This window comes from Kitasatospora sp. NPDC049258, assembly GCF_040678895.1.
In the GTDB taxonomy this organism is placed as follows: Bacteria; Actinomycetota; Actinomycetes; order Streptomycetales; family Streptomycetaceae; genus Kitasatospora.
In genome coordinates, this window is record NZ_JBFAQT010000025.1 from 37,969 (window position 1) to 54,722 (window position 16,754).

13 protein-coding genes, 1 tRNA gene and 1 riboswitch are annotated in these 16,754 nt (G+C 74.5%); of the genes, 8 read left to right on the top strand and 6 right to left on the bottom strand.

Features of this window, described 5'->3' with window-relative positions:
- The first annotated feature begins 52 nt into the window (after positions 1-52).
- The 4 genes from AB0K43_RS21235 (at position 53) to AB0K43_RS21250 (ending at position 4,201) form a co-directional block, all read left to right on the top strand.
- The gene (locus AB0K43_RS21235; RefSeq protein ID WP_363641968.1) at positions 53-505 is read left to right on the top strand and encodes a rhodanese-like domain-containing protein; all 453 of its coding nucleotides are present in this window, start codon (positions 53-55) and stop codon (positions 503-505) included.
- A gap of 165 nt (positions 506-670) precedes the next feature.
- On the top strand, positions 671-1,987 hold the full coding sequence (locus AB0K43_RS21240; RefSeq protein WP_363641970.1) for a hypothetical protein: 1,317 nt from the start codon (positions 671-673) through the stop codon (positions 1,985-1,987).
- 223 nt (positions 1,988-2,210) lie between these two features.
- Entirely contained in the window at positions 2,211-2,864 is a 654-nt protein-coding gene (locus AB0K43_RS21245; RefSeq protein ID WP_363641972.1) for a SigE family RNA polymerase sigma factor, read from the top strand.
- Positions 2,861-4,201, top strand: a complete 1,341-nt coding sequence (locus AB0K43_RS21250) for a hypothetical protein (protein ID WP_363641974.1) — start codon at positions 2,861-2,863, stop codon at positions 4,199-4,201. The genes AB0K43_RS21245 and AB0K43_RS21250 overlap by 4 nt, the downstream gene beginning before the upstream one ends.
- A 70-nt stretch (positions 4,202-4,271) precedes the next feature.
- Here AB0K43_RS21250 and AB0K43_RS21255 read toward each other — a convergent pair whose 3' ends face one another.
- Both AB0K43_RS21255 and AB0K43_RS21260 read right to left on the bottom strand, forming a co-directional pair.
- The gene (locus AB0K43_RS21255; RefSeq protein WP_363641976.1) at positions 4,272-5,753 is read right to left on the bottom strand and encodes an aminopeptidase P family protein; all 1,482 of its coding nucleotides are present in this window, start codon (positions 5,751-5,753) and stop codon (positions 4,272-4,274) included.
- A 121-nt stretch (positions 5,754-5,874) separates the two neighbouring features.
- A complete protein-coding gene (locus AB0K43_RS21260) occupies positions 5,875-7,302 on the bottom strand; it encodes a PP2C family protein-serine/threonine phosphatase (RefSeq protein WP_363641978.1) in 1,428 nt (475 codons plus the stop codon).
- A gap of 496 nt (positions 7,303-7,798) precedes the next feature.
- Between AB0K43_RS21260 and AB0K43_RS21265 the strand changes: the two genes are divergently transcribed.
- Complete coding sequence (locus AB0K43_RS21265; protein ID WP_363641980.1) at positions 7,799-8,503, top strand: bifunctional DNA primase/polymerase; 705 nt, start codon at positions 7,799-7,801, stop codon at positions 8,501-8,503.
- Between the two features lie 217 nt (positions 8,504-8,720).
- Here AB0K43_RS21265 and AB0K43_RS21270 read toward each other — a convergent pair whose 3' ends face one another.
- The 4 genes from AB0K43_RS21270 to AB0K43_RS21285 all read right to left on the bottom strand — a co-directional run bounded on the left by AB0K43_RS21270 (position 8,721) and on the right by AB0K43_RS21285 (position 13,110).
- Complete coding sequence (locus tag AB0K43_RS21270) at positions 8,721-9,707, bottom strand: DUF5926 family protein (RefSeq protein WP_363641982.1); 987 nt, start codon at positions 9,705-9,707, stop codon at positions 8,721-8,723.
- A gap of 145 nt (positions 9,708-9,852) precedes the next feature.
- Positions 9,853-10,341 (bottom strand): ATP-binding protein, encoded by a 489-nt coding sequence (locus tag AB0K43_RS21275; RefSeq protein WP_363641984.1) that lies wholly within the window; start codon positions 10,339-10,341, stop codon positions 9,853-9,855.
- Between the two features lie 442 nt (positions 10,342-10,783).
- Positions 10,784-11,608 (bottom strand): glycerophosphodiester phosphodiesterase, encoded by an 825-nt coding sequence (locus tag AB0K43_RS21280; protein ID WP_363641986.1) that lies wholly within the window; start codon positions 11,606-11,608, stop codon positions 10,784-10,786.
- A 140-nt stretch (positions 11,609-11,748) separates the two neighbouring features.
- Positions 11,749-13,110, bottom strand: a complete 1,362-nt coding sequence (locus AB0K43_RS21285) for a cytosine permease (RefSeq protein WP_363641988.1) — start codon at positions 13,108-13,110, stop codon at positions 11,749-11,751.
- Positions 13,101-13,252, bottom strand: a riboswitch (TPP riboswitch). (Overlaps the previous gene by 10 nt.)
- A gap of 358 nt (positions 13,253-13,610) precedes the next feature.
- Between AB0K43_RS21285 and AB0K43_RS21290 the strand changes: the two genes are divergently transcribed.
- The 3 genes from AB0K43_RS21290 to AB0K43_RS21300 all read left to right on the top strand — a co-directional run bounded on the left by AB0K43_RS21290 (position 13,611) and on the right by AB0K43_RS21300 (position 16,255).
- Positions 13,611-15,101, top strand: a complete 1,491-nt coding sequence (locus AB0K43_RS21290; protein WP_363641990.1) for a trypsin-like peptidase domain-containing protein — start codon at positions 13,611-13,613, stop codon at positions 15,099-15,101.
- 61 nt (positions 15,102-15,162) lie between these two features.
- Positions 15,163-15,250, top strand: a tRNA-Ser gene (locus tag AB0K43_RS21295).
- 315 nt (positions 15,251-15,565) lie between these two features.
- Positions 15,566-16,255 (top strand): histone deacetylase, encoded by a 690-nt coding sequence (locus AB0K43_RS21300; protein WP_363641992.1) that lies wholly within the window; start codon positions 15,566-15,568, stop codon positions 16,253-16,255.
- Positions 16,256-16,754: the final 499 nt, after the last annotated feature.

Below are 16,754 nucleotides of genomic sequence, written 5' to 3' on the forward strand. Positions count from 1 at the left end.
GAGGATCGACCTGTCGGGAACGCACCCGCAACAGACCGTCAGGAGTCCGCAGATGACCACCACCGCCTCTCCCGTGACCGAGATCCCCGCACTCGCACCCGAGCGGGCCTTCGCCTTCTTCGCCGAGCGGCTCGGCTGCCAGGCCGACCCGGCGGACGTCTGGTACGCGCTGCGCGACGGGCGGCAGGACTTCACCCTCGTCGACGTCCGGGCCGAGGGCGCCCACCGCAAGGCGCACCTGCCCGGCGCGATCAGCCTCCCGCTCGCCGGGATCACGGCCGAGCGCCTGGCCGAGCTGCCGTCCGGCCTGCTGGTGGTCTACTGCTGGGGCCCGGCCTGCAACGGCTCCACCAAGGGCGCGATGAAGCTGGCCGCGCTCGGCCGCGAGGTCAAGGAGATGATCGGCGGCCTGGAGTACTGGGTCCGGGAGGGCTGGCCCACCGAGGGCCGGCGTCCGATCGACCCGGCCACCGCCTCGCCGGCGGACCTCGGACTGGTCTGCTGACCCCGTCCGCAGATCTCCTCACATCTCTTCGAAACCGGCTGCAACCTCCGGGGAGGATGGACGTCTATCAGGTTGAGAGCCCGGGGAACGGGAGCCGGCGGCGCCGGGGCTGATCGGCAGGGCTCTCACCGATCCGAGGACATCCACTCCGTGGGGGAGCGCACCATGAACACGCCCATCGACATCCGTTTTGCGAAGAACATCACGATTGCCCAGGCCGCCCGGTCCGGCTGGGGCCGCCGCGGCCGCCGACTGGCGCTCGCCCTGCCGCTGGCAGCCGTGGCCGCGGCCGGCCTGGTCGCCTGCGACGGCCCGCAGGCCGGGCAGGCCGGCGCCGCCCCCTCGGTCCGCGCCGCGCTCGCCCCGGTCGTACCGGTCCCGGCCGTGCCGGTCACCGCACCGTCCGAGCCCGCCGACGCTCCCGCCACCGGGGCACCGTCCGCCGCCGCTCCCGCCACCGGGGCACCGTCCTCCGACGCTCCCGCCACCGCCACCGCGCCCACCCGGGCCGCCGTGCGGCCGAGCACCTCCCCGGGCACCGGGGCGGCCACCGACCGGCCCGCCGCACCGGCGCACGGCAAGGGGATCGAGATCCGGTTCGACGGCCTCGCCGCGGGCCGCCGGGTGGAGGCCGGCGGCGACCGGGTGCCGTTCTCCGTCACCTGGACCAACGCCACCGGCCGGCGGGTCGAGGGGATCGCCCCCGTGGTGGCGTCCCGGTTCTTCGACGGCGCGCGCTGCGCGATCTTCGCCCCGATGGCCTCGGGCGGCCTGGAGCGCCGGGACGGTGACCACTGGACCGCGCTCGACCTGAGCCAGGGCACCGGCATGGACTACGCGCAGCAGGGCGACGCCGCCGCCTTCTCGCTCGCCCCGGGCGCGAGCCGGACCATCGAGTACCGGATGGGGCTCACCGCCGACAACGGCCCGGGCACCCTGCGGATCGAGGCCGACGCCTACCTGCGCCCGGACCGGGGCACCTTCGACAAGATCGGCGAGGCACTGACCGGCGTCCAGGTGGTCGACCCCCACCGCCCCGCCGCCGCCCTGCTCGCCGGGCCCGGCACCGAGCTGCGGGCGGGCGGCCCGGCGGTCGAGCTGACCACCCGGATCACCAACCCCACCGGCGCCGCCTTCGGGTCGGCCCAGCCCGAGCTGCTGCTGCTCACCGGGTCGGGCTCCGGCCAGGTCGACGGCGCGTACCTGGCGCCCGAGGCGGTGCGGGTGGAGGTGTTCCAGGAGGGCACCTGGCGTCAGATCGCCACCGAGAGCGGGTGCAGCGGCGCCCGGGACGGCCTGCGGGTCGACACCGACCGGCTCCGGCAGCGGCTCGGCGCGGGCGCGGGCGCCGAGACCAGGTTCCGGATCTCGCTCGCCCCTTCGGCGGCCGGCGCGGTCACCTCGCTGACCGTGGCGGTCGGGGCCCAGGCCGACGGCCACCACGCCGAACTGTCGACCCGTCAGCTCGCCGTCCGGGGCTGAGGCGTGTCCGGCGATCACGGGCCCGTGTCCGGGCCCGCGTCCGAGCCCGGGCCCGAGCAGGTGCCGGGCCCCGGCCGGCAGCGCGCGCACGCGCCGCAGGTGCCGGGCCCCGGCCGGCAGCGCGCGCACGCGCCGGGGGCGGTCGTCCGCCTGCGAACGCCGGTGCGACAATCTTGCGGATCATCGACCGTGATCACTGTTCGGCGGGGAGCGGGAAAAGTACATGTCCATGGTGATCGCCCCGATCTCCGGGTTCGGTACCCGGGGTGGGGTGCGGGGGATTCTGCGGCTGCTGTTCGCGGCACCGGCAGAGGCGGGGACCGAGTCGGCCGAGGCCGGCCGCAGGTCCAGGTTCCGGCTGCTGCGCGGCGGCCGGGACGCGCAGGAGGAGCGCCCCACCCTGACCGACCTCTACCACGCCCACCGGCTCGGCCTGGTGCGGATGGCCGTCCTGCTGGTCGACCGTCAGGACATCGCCGAGGACGTGGTGCAGGAGGCCTTCACCGCGCTCTACCAGAAGCACGGCGAGCAGCTGGACGATCTCGACAACGCCCTCGGGTACCTGCGGACCTCGGTCGTCAACGGCGCCCGCTCGGTCCTGCGGCGCCGCAAGACGGCCCGCGAGTACGTGCCGCCGCACGAGGCCGACGCCCCGTCGGCGGAGGACCACGCCGTTCTCAACGACGAGCACCGCCGGGTGCTGGTGGCACTGGACCAGCTGACCCAGCGTCAGCGCGAGGTCCTGGTGCTGCGGTACTGGTCGGACATGTCGGAGGCGCAGATCGCCGAGACCCTGGGGCTGTCCCGGGGTGCGGTGAAGTCGACCGCCAGCCGGGCGCTCGACGCCCTGGAGAAGCAGCTGGAGAAGGCCCGATGACCAACAAGCCGGAGAACGAGGAGACGGCCACCGAACGCCTCCTGCGGGGGGCGCTCTCGGCCCGCGCCGCTCAGGTGACGGCGCAGAGCCTGCGGCCGCTCGCCCCGCCGAACACCCGGATCCGCCGGCTCCGGCCGGTCCTGACGGTGGCGGTCCCGCTGTTCGGCCTCGCGGCGGGCGTGCTGGGGTACTTCACCATCGACACCCACCCGACGGCGATGCGCCAGGACCCGGCGCCGGCCGCCAGCATCACGGCCAGCCCGGCGCCGTCCGGGAGCCCGAGCCCGTCCGCCTCGTCGAGCGCCACCGCGAGCGAGTCCGCCGGCGCGGGCGAGCAGGCCCAGGGCCCCATCCCGCAGACCTTCCGCAAGGTCAACTTCGAGCTGCCGGCGGGCTGGGTCGCCGACCCGCCGGTCGGGCCGGACCAGTGCCTGCGGCCCGCGGACACCCACCCCAGGTCGCCGTTCACCTGCGAGCCCTACGGGATCAAGCTCACCGTCTACGCGGCCGCCGACGAGCTGATCGGGGCGGCTTTCCCGGCGGCGGCCGACGTCCAGAGCAGCGACGGATGGCAGCGGCAGCCCGGCGCCTGTTACGCGCCGGACGCCCCGAAGATCGAGAACGGTGCGGACGGGGCGCCCAAGCAGCAGGCCCTGCAGAGCTACAGCCTGAAGGTCGCGAAGCTGGCCGGCCACCAGTCGCGGCAGGCCACCTGGAAGCTCACGTGCGCGTCCGGCGAGCCCTTCACGGTGCGGCGCTGGGACTTCGTCACCCAGGAGGTCTACGTCAGCGCGCACGGTCTCGCCCCGGCCCGCGAGGACGACCTGCAGTCGATCCTGGACAGCCTGGACCTGAGCGGGGTGCACCACAGCCTCGCCACCACGGTGGAGCCCGGCGCGTCGGTGTCCACCGCCCAGCTCGGCTCGGACTGCAAGGAGAGCCCCGCCCCCGGCCAGGACCCGGTGCTGAAGGTGGCGCAGCGGGTGCTGGAGGCCGCGCAGGCCCGTGACTACGCCAAGCTCACCGAGCTCTACCGGGCTCGCGGCAACGTCTCCGACAAGGACCTGACGGCGCAGCAGGCGCTCTGGCACCAGCCCGGCGTCCTCGACCAGCTGGCCCGGGTGCTCAGCACGACCCACCTGTCGGCCACCGACGGGGCGGTCTGGCCGGGCTTCACCTTCGGACCGGCCACCTGCCCCGGGATGAAGGCCGACCTGGCGCTCTTCGACGTCGCCAGGCCGGAGGACTACCGCGGTGTGGTCACCACCGTGGCGGCGGACTTCCCGGACCCGGGGCAGGCGAGCGTGATCGCCTGGGCCGGCATCCAGCTCCGCTGATCCGACGGGACGGGCCCGGGCCGATGATCGGCCCGGGCCCGTCCCGTCACGGCAGCGGTCGACCGGCAGGTCAGCCGGCCAGGCCGGCCATCCAGGACTCGACGTCCTCGGCGCGGCGCGGCAGTCCGGCCGAGAGGTTCTCGTTGCCGTCGGCGGTGACCAGGATGTCGTCCTCGATCCGGACACCGATGCCCCGGTACTCCTCGGGCACGGTCAGGTCGTCCAGCTGGAAGTACAGGCCGGGCTCGACGGTCAGCACCATGCCGGGGACCAGCTCGGCGTCCACGTAGGACTCCCGGCGGGCGTGCGCGCAGTCGTGCACGTCCAGGCCGAGCATGTGACCGGTGCCGTGCAGGGTCCAGCGGCGCTGCAGGCCGAGCTCCAGCACCTTCTCCAGGTCGTACACCGAGGCGTCGATCAGGCCCCAGGCCAGCAGGCGCTCGGCGAGCACCCGCTGCGCGGCGTCGTGGAAGTCGCGGAACCGGCCGCCGGGGCGGACCGCCGCGATGCCGGCCTCCTGGGCGTCGAACACCGCGTCGTAGATCCGGCGCTGGAGGTCGTCGAAGCGGCCGTTGATCGGCAGGGTGCGGGTGACGTCGGCGGTGTAGAGGTTGGCGGTCTCCACGCCGGCGTCCAGCAGCAGCAGCTCGCCGGGCCGGACGTCGCCGTCGTTGCGCACCCAGTGCAGGGTGGTGGCGTGCGGGCCGGCGGCGGCGATCGAGCCGTAGCCGACGTCGTTGCCCTCGACCCGGGCCCGGCGCCAGAAGGTGCCCTCGATCCAGCGCTCGGAGGTGGCGACAGCCTGGTCCAACTCCCGGACCACGTCGGTGAACCCCTTCACCGTGGCGGTGCAGGCGGCGCGCAGCTCGGCGACCTCCCACGCGTCCTTGACCAGCCGGAGCCCGCTCAGGAAGACCTTGAGCTCCTCGTCCTTGGCGGCGTCCAGCTGCTCGCCGAGGGCGCTCTCCAGCTCGACGTCGTAGCCGCGCACGATCCGGGTCGGGGCGGGCGCGGCGGCCAGCTCCTCGGCGGCCTTGCGGACGTCCTTGCAGGGCAGGCCGTAGCGCAGCTCGGCCTCGGCCAGGCTGTGCCGGCGGCCGACCCAGAGCTCGCCGTAGCCGTCCAGCCAGAACTCGCCGTTCTCCCGGTCGGAGCGCGGGCGCAGGTACAGGTGGAACTCGTGGCCCTCGCCGGTCGGCTCGCCGACCAGCACGGCGTCCTCGCTCTGGTCGCCACTGAGGTGGACGTACTCGCTGGCCGCGCGGAACGCGTAGTCGGTGTCGTTGGCCCGCACCCGCAGGTGGCCGGCCGGGACGACCAGGCGCTCACCGGGGAAGCGGGCGGACAGCGCGGCGCGGCGGGCGGCCGTGTACGGGGCCTGCTCGACCGGCTCCAGGCCGCGCAGCTCGGTGTCGGCCCAGCCGGACTTCATCGAGGCTGCGAGCTCGTCGGAGACCTCCGAGTAGAGCCCGTTCTTGCGGCCCTCGAACTCCTCCTCCGCGGCCAGGCCCTCCGGGTTGTCGGACACCGCCGGGGTACGGTCCTCGGTCACGTACGTCGCCTCCTTGCGCGCGTGGCGCCGCCCCGGGCACCCCGGATCGCGGGGTGGTGGGCGGCCTCGGCTCCCATGGTACGGATGCCGGCCCGATCACCCGTTCGGAGGTTGCGCCCGGTCAGTCGAAGCGGACGGCCAGCAGCACCAGGTCGTCGGTCGCGCCCTCCTCGGGCACCTCGCCGACCAGCGTCTCCAGCAGGTGGGCGCAGAGCCGGTCCGGGTCGAACCGCACGTCCCGGGGCGCGTCCGCGGCCGCCCGGCGCAGGGCGGCCTGCCCGGCGTGCAGGGTCGGCCCGCAGCGGCGGGCCAGGCCCTCGGTGCAGAGCACCAGCACGTCGCCGCGCTCGACGGTGAACTCGATGCCCGGCGCCTCCCAGCAGCTGAGCATCCCGAGCGGGGCGGAGAGCGAGGTCTCCACGAAGTCGGCGCCGTACCGGGTGACCAGCACCGGCGGGCAGTGGCCGGCACCGGCCAGCGAGACCCGGCGCTCCTGTGGCTGGACGCAGGCGTAGACGGCGGTGGCGGAGCGGTTCGGCTCGGTGGTCTTGAGCAGCAGCTCCAGGTCGCCGAGCACGGACACCGGGTCCTCGCCCTCCAGCACCGCGTACGCGCGCAGCGCCGCGCGCACCCGGCCCATCGCGGCGGCCGCGCCGGCGGCGGCGCCGGGACCGGCGCCGGGGCGGTCGGCGGAGACGCTGCCGACGGTGAGCCCCAGCGAGCCGTCCGGCAGCGCGATGGCGTCGTACCAGTCGCTGCCGCAGGAGTGCTCCAGGGCGGCCGGCCGGTAGCGGACCGCGAGCCGCACCCCGGGCAGCACCGGCAGGTGGTCCGGCAGCAGGCTGCGGCGCAGCGCCCCGGTGGCGCGCACCGCGGTGTCCGCCTCCAACTGCCGGGACAGCAGCGGCGCGGCGAACTCGCAGTACCGCTCGACCAGCTGCCGGCGGCGCTCGTCGGGCCGGGCCGGCTCGTCGTAGAACCAGACCGCGGCCGCCAGCGGGCCGTCCTGCTCGGTGGCCAGGGTCAGCGCGTAGCAGGCGCCGAGGCCGAGTTGGGCGGCCACCTCACGGAACCGGTGGCCGACCGCCGGGTCCTCGGCCAGGTCGGAGATCATCAGCCGACCGGTCTCCGAAGGGCGGCTGAGCAGGCCGGCGAACGGGCCGTGCTCGGCCGGCACGGTCTCCAGCGCGCCGATCCCGGCCCGGTCAAGGCCGAGCCCGACCGGGCGGCCGACCCCCCGGGCGGTGGTGGTGACCAGTCCCCGCGGGGCGCCGAGCAGGGCCGCCCCGGAGGCGAGCACGGCGTCCAGCGCGGCGGGGAGGCCGCGGGCCCGGACCAGCAGCTCGGTGTGCTCGTGCAGGCTGGTGAAATCGGACAGCCATCCGGTCAAACGGTCCTGCAGCCCCTCCGGGGCCCCGGCCGGGAAGCCGGCCGGCAGCTCGTCCGCCACCGCCGGCCCGGGCAGCGCGGCGGAGGTGCTCGACAGGGCGATCGGGCCGGACGGAGCGGGCTCGGTCGGCACCAGGTGGAGCGGCCGGGCATCGGTCATGTCGGAACTCCCCGCAAAGTGGTACGTGTCACGCAGGACCCCCGGAACCGCCCAAAACGACTGCTATCTCACTACTCGGCAACAATCCACCACTTGTACACAGGCCGATCGGGGCATGTCCAGAATTCTGACAAGGCCGCTCGGCCGGATCGTGACCCCGGCCGGGGCGCGGCGCCGCCCGGGCGGGGCGGCCCGGACGCGCCGACGGCGCCGTCGGCCAAGCCGACGCGCAGTCAAGTGGTGCTCCGGATCGTATGCTTCGCATCCGCGCCGGCCGGCCCGCCCAGGTTTGACTCACTCGTACGGTGGAACCAGGAGCTGCCGGGAGGCGTCCATCCGGACGTATGAGGGATTCTCGTTCCAGCGAGCCGGTCCACCCGGCTCCGCCCCTCACCCACCCCCTTGGGTCACCTCGGCCGGGCCGTGCGGCAGCCGCCCGGCCGACGCGCCGATCGACGGTCCCGTGCTTCATGGTCGCGGAAAGGAACGAGTGCCCATGCGTCGGACACGTCGTCGACTGGAGCCGCTGCGGCGGGCCGTGGCCCGGTGGCAGCCGGTGCCCTGGCGGGAACTGCGCGCCCGGCGGCCCGGCGGCCGGCGCCGGGCGCTGGCGGCGGCCCTCGCGGCGGCCGAGCTGGGCTGGCCGGTGCTGCCGGGGGCCCGGACGGTCCGCGGTGCGGCCGGCCCCTGCTCCTGCGGCGACGTCTGCTGCCCGGTGCCGGGCGGGCATCCGCACGAGCCCTCGCTGCTCGCCGCCACCACCGACACCCGGATGGTGCGCTGGTGGTGGGAGCGGCGCTCGCCCGGAGCCCCGGTGCTGGTGGCCACCGGCCGTACGGTCTGCGCGGTCAGCGTCCCGGCGGCGGCGGGCGCCCGGCTGCTGGCCTGGTTCGACGGGATCGGGGTGCCGCTGGGCCCGGTGCTGGCCACCCCGACCAGGTACCTGCTGCTGGTCGCCCCGTACACGCTGGAGGAGTTGGGCGAGCTGCTGGCCGAACGGGACTGGGTGCCCGGCTCGTTGCGCTACCACGGCCCGGGCGGGTACCTGCCGTTGCCGCCCTCGCGGACCGGCGCCGGTGCGGTGCAGTGGGTGCGCGCGCCGCGGCCCGACGGGCTCTGGCTGCCGCAAGTGGGTGCGCTGCTCGCCGGGTTGATCGCGGTGGCCGCGGCCGCACCGGACGGCACCCGGCTGCCGTTCTGATCGACGGCGCTCGGTCGGCCGCAGGCGTACTGTCCTGCGGGCCGTCCGGAAAAAGGAAAGGCCCGGCCGCTGGCGACGGGGGATGCACCAGCGACCGGACTGTTTAAAACAGTAACAAAGATCCGCGTGCGCGCCAATTTGTCCGCGCGGCCCGGGTCTTGGAATCCTCCGCGACCAGGACCGATGTGGGCGAATTGTGACACCCGTCACCGTGCGGTCAGTTCAAGGTGACCTGACGGTTCACCAGATTGGCGCGGGAGCGGCGCTCTTCGGCGCTGAGCGGCTCGGTCTCCTTGAGCGCGGCGGCCAGCTTCTCGGCGAAGGCGGCGGCGGGCTGCTCGCAGTCGGCCGCGGTCATCTCCAGCGGCAGGTCCCAGACCGGCACGATCAGGCCGTGCGCCCGGAACGAGCCGACCAGCCGGGTGTCCGCGCCGAGCGAGGTCTCGCCGGCGGTGGAGAGCCGGGCCAGCGCGTCCAGCAGCTGCTCCTCCGGCACCGTCATGACCCAGCGCAGGTGGTTCTTGTCCGGGGTGCCGCACCAGTACGCCGCGTCCACGCCGGCGAGCTTCTCGGTCGGGATGGCCGAGGCGTTGGCCCGCTCCAGCGAGGCCGCCACCTCGCCCTCGGCCGCCTCGGAGTCCTCCAGCCAGAACTCGAAGCCGGTGTGCACGTCCGGGACGAACGCGGCCTCGGTGTCCAGCAGTTCCTGCAGCCGGCGGCCGCCCGGCACGGTCCGGCGGGACGGCACCGGGCTGCCCGGCGCGGTGGTCAGCGCCAGCTCCAGGGCGTCCGCGAGGTCGCGGCTCAGGTCGCCGGAGGAGGACTGGGTCTGCAGGCCCAGCAGGATCGAACCGTCCGGGCGGCGCAGGGCCGGCCAGGCCAGCGGGAGCACGGTGGCCAGCGTCACCGACGGCACCTCGCCCTCGGCCTGCTCGGCGACCCCGGGGGCCAGCGTCAGCGGCACGGTGGCGGCGGGCACCAGCTCGCGCAGCGCCACCCAGTCGGCCTCGCCCGGCAGCCCCTCGAACGGACGGTGCACCAGCTCCTGCACGGCGTGCGCGGCCTCCCGCCCATGGCACGCCTTGTACCGGCGGCCCGAGCCGCACGGGCACATCTCGCGGGCGCCGACGACCGGGACCTCGCCCGCGGTCACGGTGCTGGACTGGCTGCGCTGCGGCGACTTCTTGGCGGCCTTCTTGGCCATGGTGCGGCTCTCCCGGTGACGGCGACGTCTTGCTCCGGGCAGCCTACTGAGAATTCCGGGGCTTCCCCGCGCACGGCACCCGGGTACGCCGTTCGGGTGGCGTACCGCGGGTGGGCGTACCGCGGTCGGCGGGGCCGTGCGGCCGCTAGGCGCTGCGGGCGTGCGGGCCGGCGGTGTCGGGCAGCACGGCCGGGCCCGGGGCACGGCGGCCGTCGGCGGGCAGCTCGGCCCAGACCGTCACCCGGCCGGGCGCGTGCCGCACCCCCCAGTCGCTGGCCAGCTCGCCGACGATGTTCAGCCCGCGGCCGCCGCGGGCGGTCACCGAGGGCCGGGCGGGCAGCGGCCTGGTGACCGCGCCGCCGTCCGTGACCTCCAGGGTCAGCAGGCCGTCGCCATGGGTCTGCCAGCGCACCAGCACCCCGCCGGCCTCCCCGTCCGCATCCCCGTCACCGCTCGGCTCACTGCTCGGCTCGGTCGCGGCCGAACCGAGCCGGACCGTGCCGCCCGCGGTGACCAGCCGGCCGACCGGCAGCTCCGCGTCCCGGTCGAGCTCGGCCAGCAGGGCCAGCGGACGGGCGTACCGACAGGAATTGCTGAGCAGTTCGGAGAGGATCAGAACTGCATCGTCAATCACCGAATCCGGTATCTTCCGATCGCCCAGATCGCGTCGCAACCGCCGTCGCGCCACGCCCACGCTCGCCGGACCGTGCGGCACTGCCAGGGTCGATGAAGCCGGCCCGGCCTTCTCAGGCACAGAACGCGCCACCATCAACGCCACCCCCGGACCTCCTTCAGCTTCTGCCGAGGGATGGATGCCCCTTGGGATTGCGTCGGAAACGAGCGTTCACAGATCCCTGACGGCCATTTCCGGCATCGCAACGCACGGTGCCCAAAAGGTGATTAGATGCTCACGGTCTGTTGTGAAACAGGTCGGAAATACCCCGGCGAGCACTTTGCGCCCCCTTCCGCGCCCCTTCACCCCCGCGCGCCCGAATACGGCGCACGGCGGCCCACGGCGGGGCGCGGCGGCCCGCAGCGGCCCACAACGGGGCGCACGCCCGCCAAACCGACCGTGCTCAGCGGCCCAACTGCTCCAGCACCTGGCGTGGCCGGTTGGTGATCAGCGCGTCCACCCCGAGCTCCAGGCACAGCTCCACGTCGGCCGGCTGGTCCACGGTCCACACGTGCACCCGGTGCCCGGCCTGCCGCAGCGCCGGCACCAGGCCGGGATTGCGCCGCACCAGCTCGATCCCCGGGCCCGCGATCCGGGCCCCGCCCGGCAGCGTCCCGGTGCGCCCCAGCAGCGGCAGCCGGCGCTCCAGCAGGTACACCGTCGGCACGGCCGGCGCCGCCCGGCGGACCCGGTGCAGTGCCAGCTCCGAAAAGCTCATGATCCGAACGGTCGACCCGGAGGGATCCGCCGCCGCGTCGGGCAGTAGGCCGAACCGCTCCAGCATCTTCAGCAGCTCGGCCTCCACCCGCCCCGCGTACCGGGTCGGGTGCTTGGTCTCGATGGCCAGTTCGACCCGGCGGCCGCTGTCCGCCACCAGCTCCAGCAGCTGCGCCAGGGTCAGCACGGTGGCGGGCCGCGGGGCCTGCGGCGACTTCCAGGAGCCGAAGTCCAGCTCGCCGAGCTGGGCCAGCGTCATCGCCGACACCGTGCCCCGCCCGTCGGAGGTGCGGCGCACCGTCCGGTCGTGCACGCAGACCAGCTCACCGTCGGCGGTCAGCCGGACGTCGCACTCCAGGCCGTCCGCACCCTCCTCGATCGCCAGCCGGTAGGCCTCCAGGGTGTGCTCGGCCAGGGCCGCCGAGGAGCCGCGGTGCGCGATGACCTTGACCGACCTGCGGTCCGGGGCGCCGGACGAGGCGGCGGCGGGGTCGAGGGGCTGGGTGTCCACGACGATCACCCTACGCGGGCCCGGATGGCCGAAAGCCACCGCCACCGGGAACGTGCGGTGAACAGCTCCCCGGCGGCGGTGGCTCCCGGCAGTGGCTTCGGCGGTGGTGGCGGTGGCTTCGGCGGTCTCCGCGACCGGCGTCAGACCGCCTTGCGGACCAGGGTGGTGGCCCAGGTGGCGAGGGCGGCGGTCAGGAAGGCGAACAGCGAGGCCGAGGTCCACGCCTGCGGCACGAAGCCCACCCCGGACTGCAGGTTCTGCCAGAAGCCGGTCCACCAGCCGGCGATCGCGGTCGGCGCGATGAACTGGTAGGTGGCGAAGCCGATCGCCCAGGGCAGCAGCATCAGCCAGCGGGCCGGGGCGTCCTGCTCCAGGTTCCAGCCGCTGCGGCCGGCACCGAAGAAGTAGTCGACGGCGAGCACCGCGAACAGCGGTACGAACACCGCGCCGATCAGGTAGAGGAAGTTGGTGTAGCCGGCGCTGAGCTCGTGGACCCACAGGGCGAGGCCGGTGACCAGCGCGCCGATGCCGACGGTGAGCACCCGGCGGTCGACCCGGGGGAAGAGGTTCTGCACCGACATCGCGGTCGAGTACACGTTGGCGAACGACTGGTCGGTCTCCCGCACCACCAGGACCAGCAGGAACAGCCAGCCGGCCGTCACCCCGGTGAACGAGTCGAAGATCTTGCTGCTGTCGCCGTGCTGCTGGAGCAGCGCGATCAGGCCCAGCACGTAGCACCAGACCTGGGCCACCGTGTAGCCGGAGAAGGTCCCCCAGAACGAGGTGCCCGGGGTGCGGGAGTGCCGGGTGTAGTCCGCGGCCAGCGGGACGAAGGAGATCGACACCGCGATCACCGCGTCGGTGGCGGTCAGGAAGCCGTCCCAGTTGCCCGCCCCCGGGTCGGGGAAGCCCTGCCGGCCGAGCTGGACGGTGAAGTAGACCATCGCGACGCCCACCGCGATCGCCACGTACTTGCGCAGCACCGCGATCGCGCCCAGCGGCCAGATCGTCAGCACCGTGGTCAGCGCCCCCGCGAGCAGCACGAACAGCCAGCGCCAGCCCTGGGTGCCGACCACGTTCTGGGCACCGCCCGCGATCACGATCAGTTCGAACAGGCCCCAGCCGACGCACTGCGCGATGTTCAGCACGGTGGGCAGGTAGGAGAGCCTGGTCCCGAACAGCCCGCGCAGCACCGCCATCGCCGGGGCGCCGGTCCGGGCGCCGATCAGAGCGGCCACGCCCAGCATCGCGGTACCGATCACGGTGCCCACCACGATCGCCGTCACGGCGGCGGCGAAGGACAGCTCCGCCCCCGCCGCCCCCAGCACCGTCGCGGCGCTGGAGAAGCCGATCAGGCTGACGCCCAGATTGGCCCAGAGCGCGAACTGGGCGCGGAAGTCCAGGGTTCTGGGGGGTTCAGTGTCGAGCACCAGGGGCGCCTCGGGGCGCTCGGCCACGGGGGTGGCGGAGGTCGAGGCAGGGGAAGGCGAAACAGCCGTCATGGCCGATACTCCCTACGCCGGCATTACCCGGACAGGTTCCGGCGGTCTGCGCTCCCTCGACCACCCCCGCCGTGATACCCATGGCGTACGGTCGAACAGCGCACTCTCAGCCTGGTGGGTCCAAGCTCCCGCGTCGTTTCAGTTTGGAGCGCCAGGCTAACGGTCGGCGGCTCGAACGCCAAGGCCAGGGAGCTGCCGTCCGCATCGCGGGACCACCGGGCGACGGCACGGGTGGAACGGCCGCAGGTTGTCGGGAGCACCTAAGCATTCTCATGACTTCTTCAGGGGGCTGCTTACGGCAACTGAATCGGCTATGCGAAAAACTATGGCCAAGGTCCTGTCAGCTATGGAGGTCGTCCGTGAGCACCGAGCACGAGAGTGGGTCCACCGGGCCGCAGGAGGGTCGGTCCTCCGGCGTCCCAGAGGCGGGTGCTCCGGCTACTGACACCACGTCGGCCGCCGCGCCGCCGGCGGGTGTCGAGTCCGCAGACACGCTCGCCATGTCCAAGCCGTCCGCCCCGGCTGCGCCCGAGTACATCGACGCGCCCCCGCCGGTGCCGCCCGCCGCGGCGGGCTACGTCAGCGCGCCCCCGCCGGCCGCTCCGGCTCCGCCGGTGCCGCCCGCTCCGGCCGTGCCGGTGGCCCCGGTGTTCGCCGAGGGCGCGCCGCAGGGCGACCCGTACGCCGCCCCGGTCACCCCGGCCGGGCACCCGCAGGCGGCGCACCAGTCGCCCGCCGCCGAGTCGGCCCACCACCCGTTCGGCGCCGGCCAGCCGCTCGGCGGCTGGGGCACCCCGCCCGGCGGCGTCGGCGGCCCGGGCCAGCCGGGCGAGTGGGGCGGCCCGGGCACCCCGCCCGGCCCGCGCCGCAAGCGCGGCAGCCTGATCGCCCTGGTCGCGGCCGTCGCCCTGGTGGCCGGCCTGGCCGGCGGCGCGATCGGCGTCTCGCTCACGGACGGCAAGGACGGCAGCGTCGGCTCCTCCAGCCACACCAGCACCACGGTGACGGTCGGCGACAACAAGAAGGCGCTCGACCGGGCCCCGGAGTCGGTCGCGGGCATCGCCGCTGCGGCCCTGCCCAGCACCGTCACCATCAAGGCCCAGGGCTCCAGTGAGTCCGGCACCGGCACCGGTTTCGTCTTCGACACCGAGGGCCACATCCTCACCAACAACCACGTGGTCGCGCCGGCCGCCAGCGGCGGCAAGCTGACCGTGAAGTTCTCCGACGGCTCCTCCTACCCGGCCTCCGTGGTCGGCCGAGCCCAGGGCTACGACGTCGCCGTGGTCAAGCTCGACAACCCGCCCAAGGACAAACTCGTCCCGCTGGCGCTCGGCGACTCCGACAAGGTCGCCATCGGCGACGCCACCATCGCGATCGGCGCCCCGTACGGCCTTGAGGGCACCGTCACCACCGGCATCGTCAGCGCCAAGGACCGCCCGGTCGCCTCCGGCGACGAGACCGGCTCCCAGGCCTCGTACATGAACGCCCTGCAGACCGACGCCTCGATCAACCCCGGCAACTCCGGCGGCCCGCTGCTGAACGCCTCCGGCCAGGTCATCGGCATCAACTCGGCGATCCAGTCCAACACCAGCGGCTCCAGCGGCCGGGCCGGCTCGATCGGCCTCGGCTTCGCCATCCCGATCAACCAGGCCAAGTGGGTCGCCGAGACGCTGATCAAGGACGGCACCCCGGTCTACGCGATCCTCGGCGTGCTGCGCAACGACGACTACAAGGGCGACGGCGCCCAGATCCAGACCAAGGACGTCCAGGGCACCCCCGCCGTCACCCCCGGCGGCCCCGCCGACCAGGCCGGCCTCAAGCCCGGCGACGTCATCACCAAGCTCGGCGGCATCGCGACCGACAGCGGCCCGACCCTGGTCAGCGAGATCTGGACGCACAAGCCGGGCGAGAAGGTCGAGGTCGAGTACACCCGCGACGGCAAGGCCGCCAAGACCACCGTCACCCTCGGCGAACGCAAGGGCGACAACTGACCCCACCCCCGGAAACGGTGTGCACCGAACCCCGCCGGACCCGTTAGGCTGGCCTCCGCCTGGAGAGCTGCCCGAGCGGCCTAAGGGAACAGTCTTGAAAACTGTCGTGCGGTGACCCCGTACCGTGGGTTCGAATCCCACGCTCTCCGCTGGTAGGAGAACCACCTGCGCAGGGCGGGTGCCGGAAGTCCTCCGGTACCCGCCCTCTGCGTTTGTGCCCCCGGAGCGTGCGGGTGTGGAAGTCCTGTGGCACGGATCGGGGCGCCGTTCGGGGACCGACCGATCGCGGCGTACGCGCGGCGGCGGCCCGTTCCCCCGCACGGGTGGAACCCGCGCCGCGCACCGGTCGTCGCCGCGCACCGGGCGCGCGGATCCCGCAGAATCGGGCGCCGGGCCGGCCGCGATCCGAGGGGCTGTCACCGGGGCCGGAGGCAGCGGGCCGGCAGGCCAGGACGGGCGGGCGGATGACCACGATCGCGGCGCGCCGCCCCGACCCGCGCCCCGACCCGCCGCCCCGGCCACCCGCGCCCGACGACCGGATCTGGTACGCCGCCTACGCCTCGAACATGCTCCTCGCCCGGCTGACCTGCTACCTCGCCGGGGGTCGCCTCGCCGAGGGCGACCGCGACCACCCGGGCAGCCGGGACCGCCGACCGCCCGAGCGGGCGGTGCCGCTGCTGCTGCCCGGCCGGCTGCACTTCGCGCTGGAGTCGCTGGTCTGGGGCGGCGGGATGGGCTTCTACGACCCGCTGGACGACGGCGAACTGCCGGCCCGCGGCTACCTGCTGCGGGCCGGTCAGTTCGCCGACATCGCCGCGCAGGAGGTCCGCCGCGCACCCGGCGCGGATCTCGACCTGAGCGCCGTACTGGCCGACGGGCGGGCCGAGTTGGGTGCCGGCCGGTACGAGACGCTGCTCTGCGTGGGCACCCTGGCCGGGCTCCCGGTGCTGACCTTCACCGCGCCCTGGCGCACCGCGGAGGCGGAGCTGAACCCCCCGTCCGCGCGGTACCTGCGGATGCTCGCCGCAGGGCTGCGGGAGGCGCACGGCTGGGACGCCGGCCGCTGCTCCGCCTACCTGAGCAGCCGCCCGGGGGCGGCCGGGGCCTGGACGCCCGCCGGCGTCCTGCGCGCGCTCGGGGCGGCTGACGGCTGACCGCCCGCAGCGGTCCGCCCGGTGGCCGACCGCCCCGATCGCCCGGTCCGGCTCCCAGGCGGCCGGATGGCGGCGTCCACCTCGCTGACCTTCGAGTGGCCGACGGTGAATCACCCGTCGCGGTCGGTCGCCCCGTCACGCCGGGCGCCAGCTCGACCTTCCTGGTCCGGAAATGGACCCGCACGGTGGTGTCCGGCTTCCAGAAGCTCTCCGGGCGCAGGTCGAGCGGTCGTCGCCGAACCAGTGGCCCCGGACCGGGGTGCCGTCCGAGGCCTCCACCAACACCGCCCTGGCCGTGGGCGCCCGGCCGAGCCCGTCGGGGGTGATCGCCCCCGCGATGCCGGCGCCGTTGGCGTCCGTGACCGCGACCCGGGTCGGCTTCCCGCCGCACCCCGCGACCAGCAGCGCTCCGCCGATGGCCGCGAGTACGGCCGCCCGCCTCTTCGTGTGTCCCCCGATCCGGCCGCCGCCCGGCAGGGCCCGCGGCTCCCCGTCATCC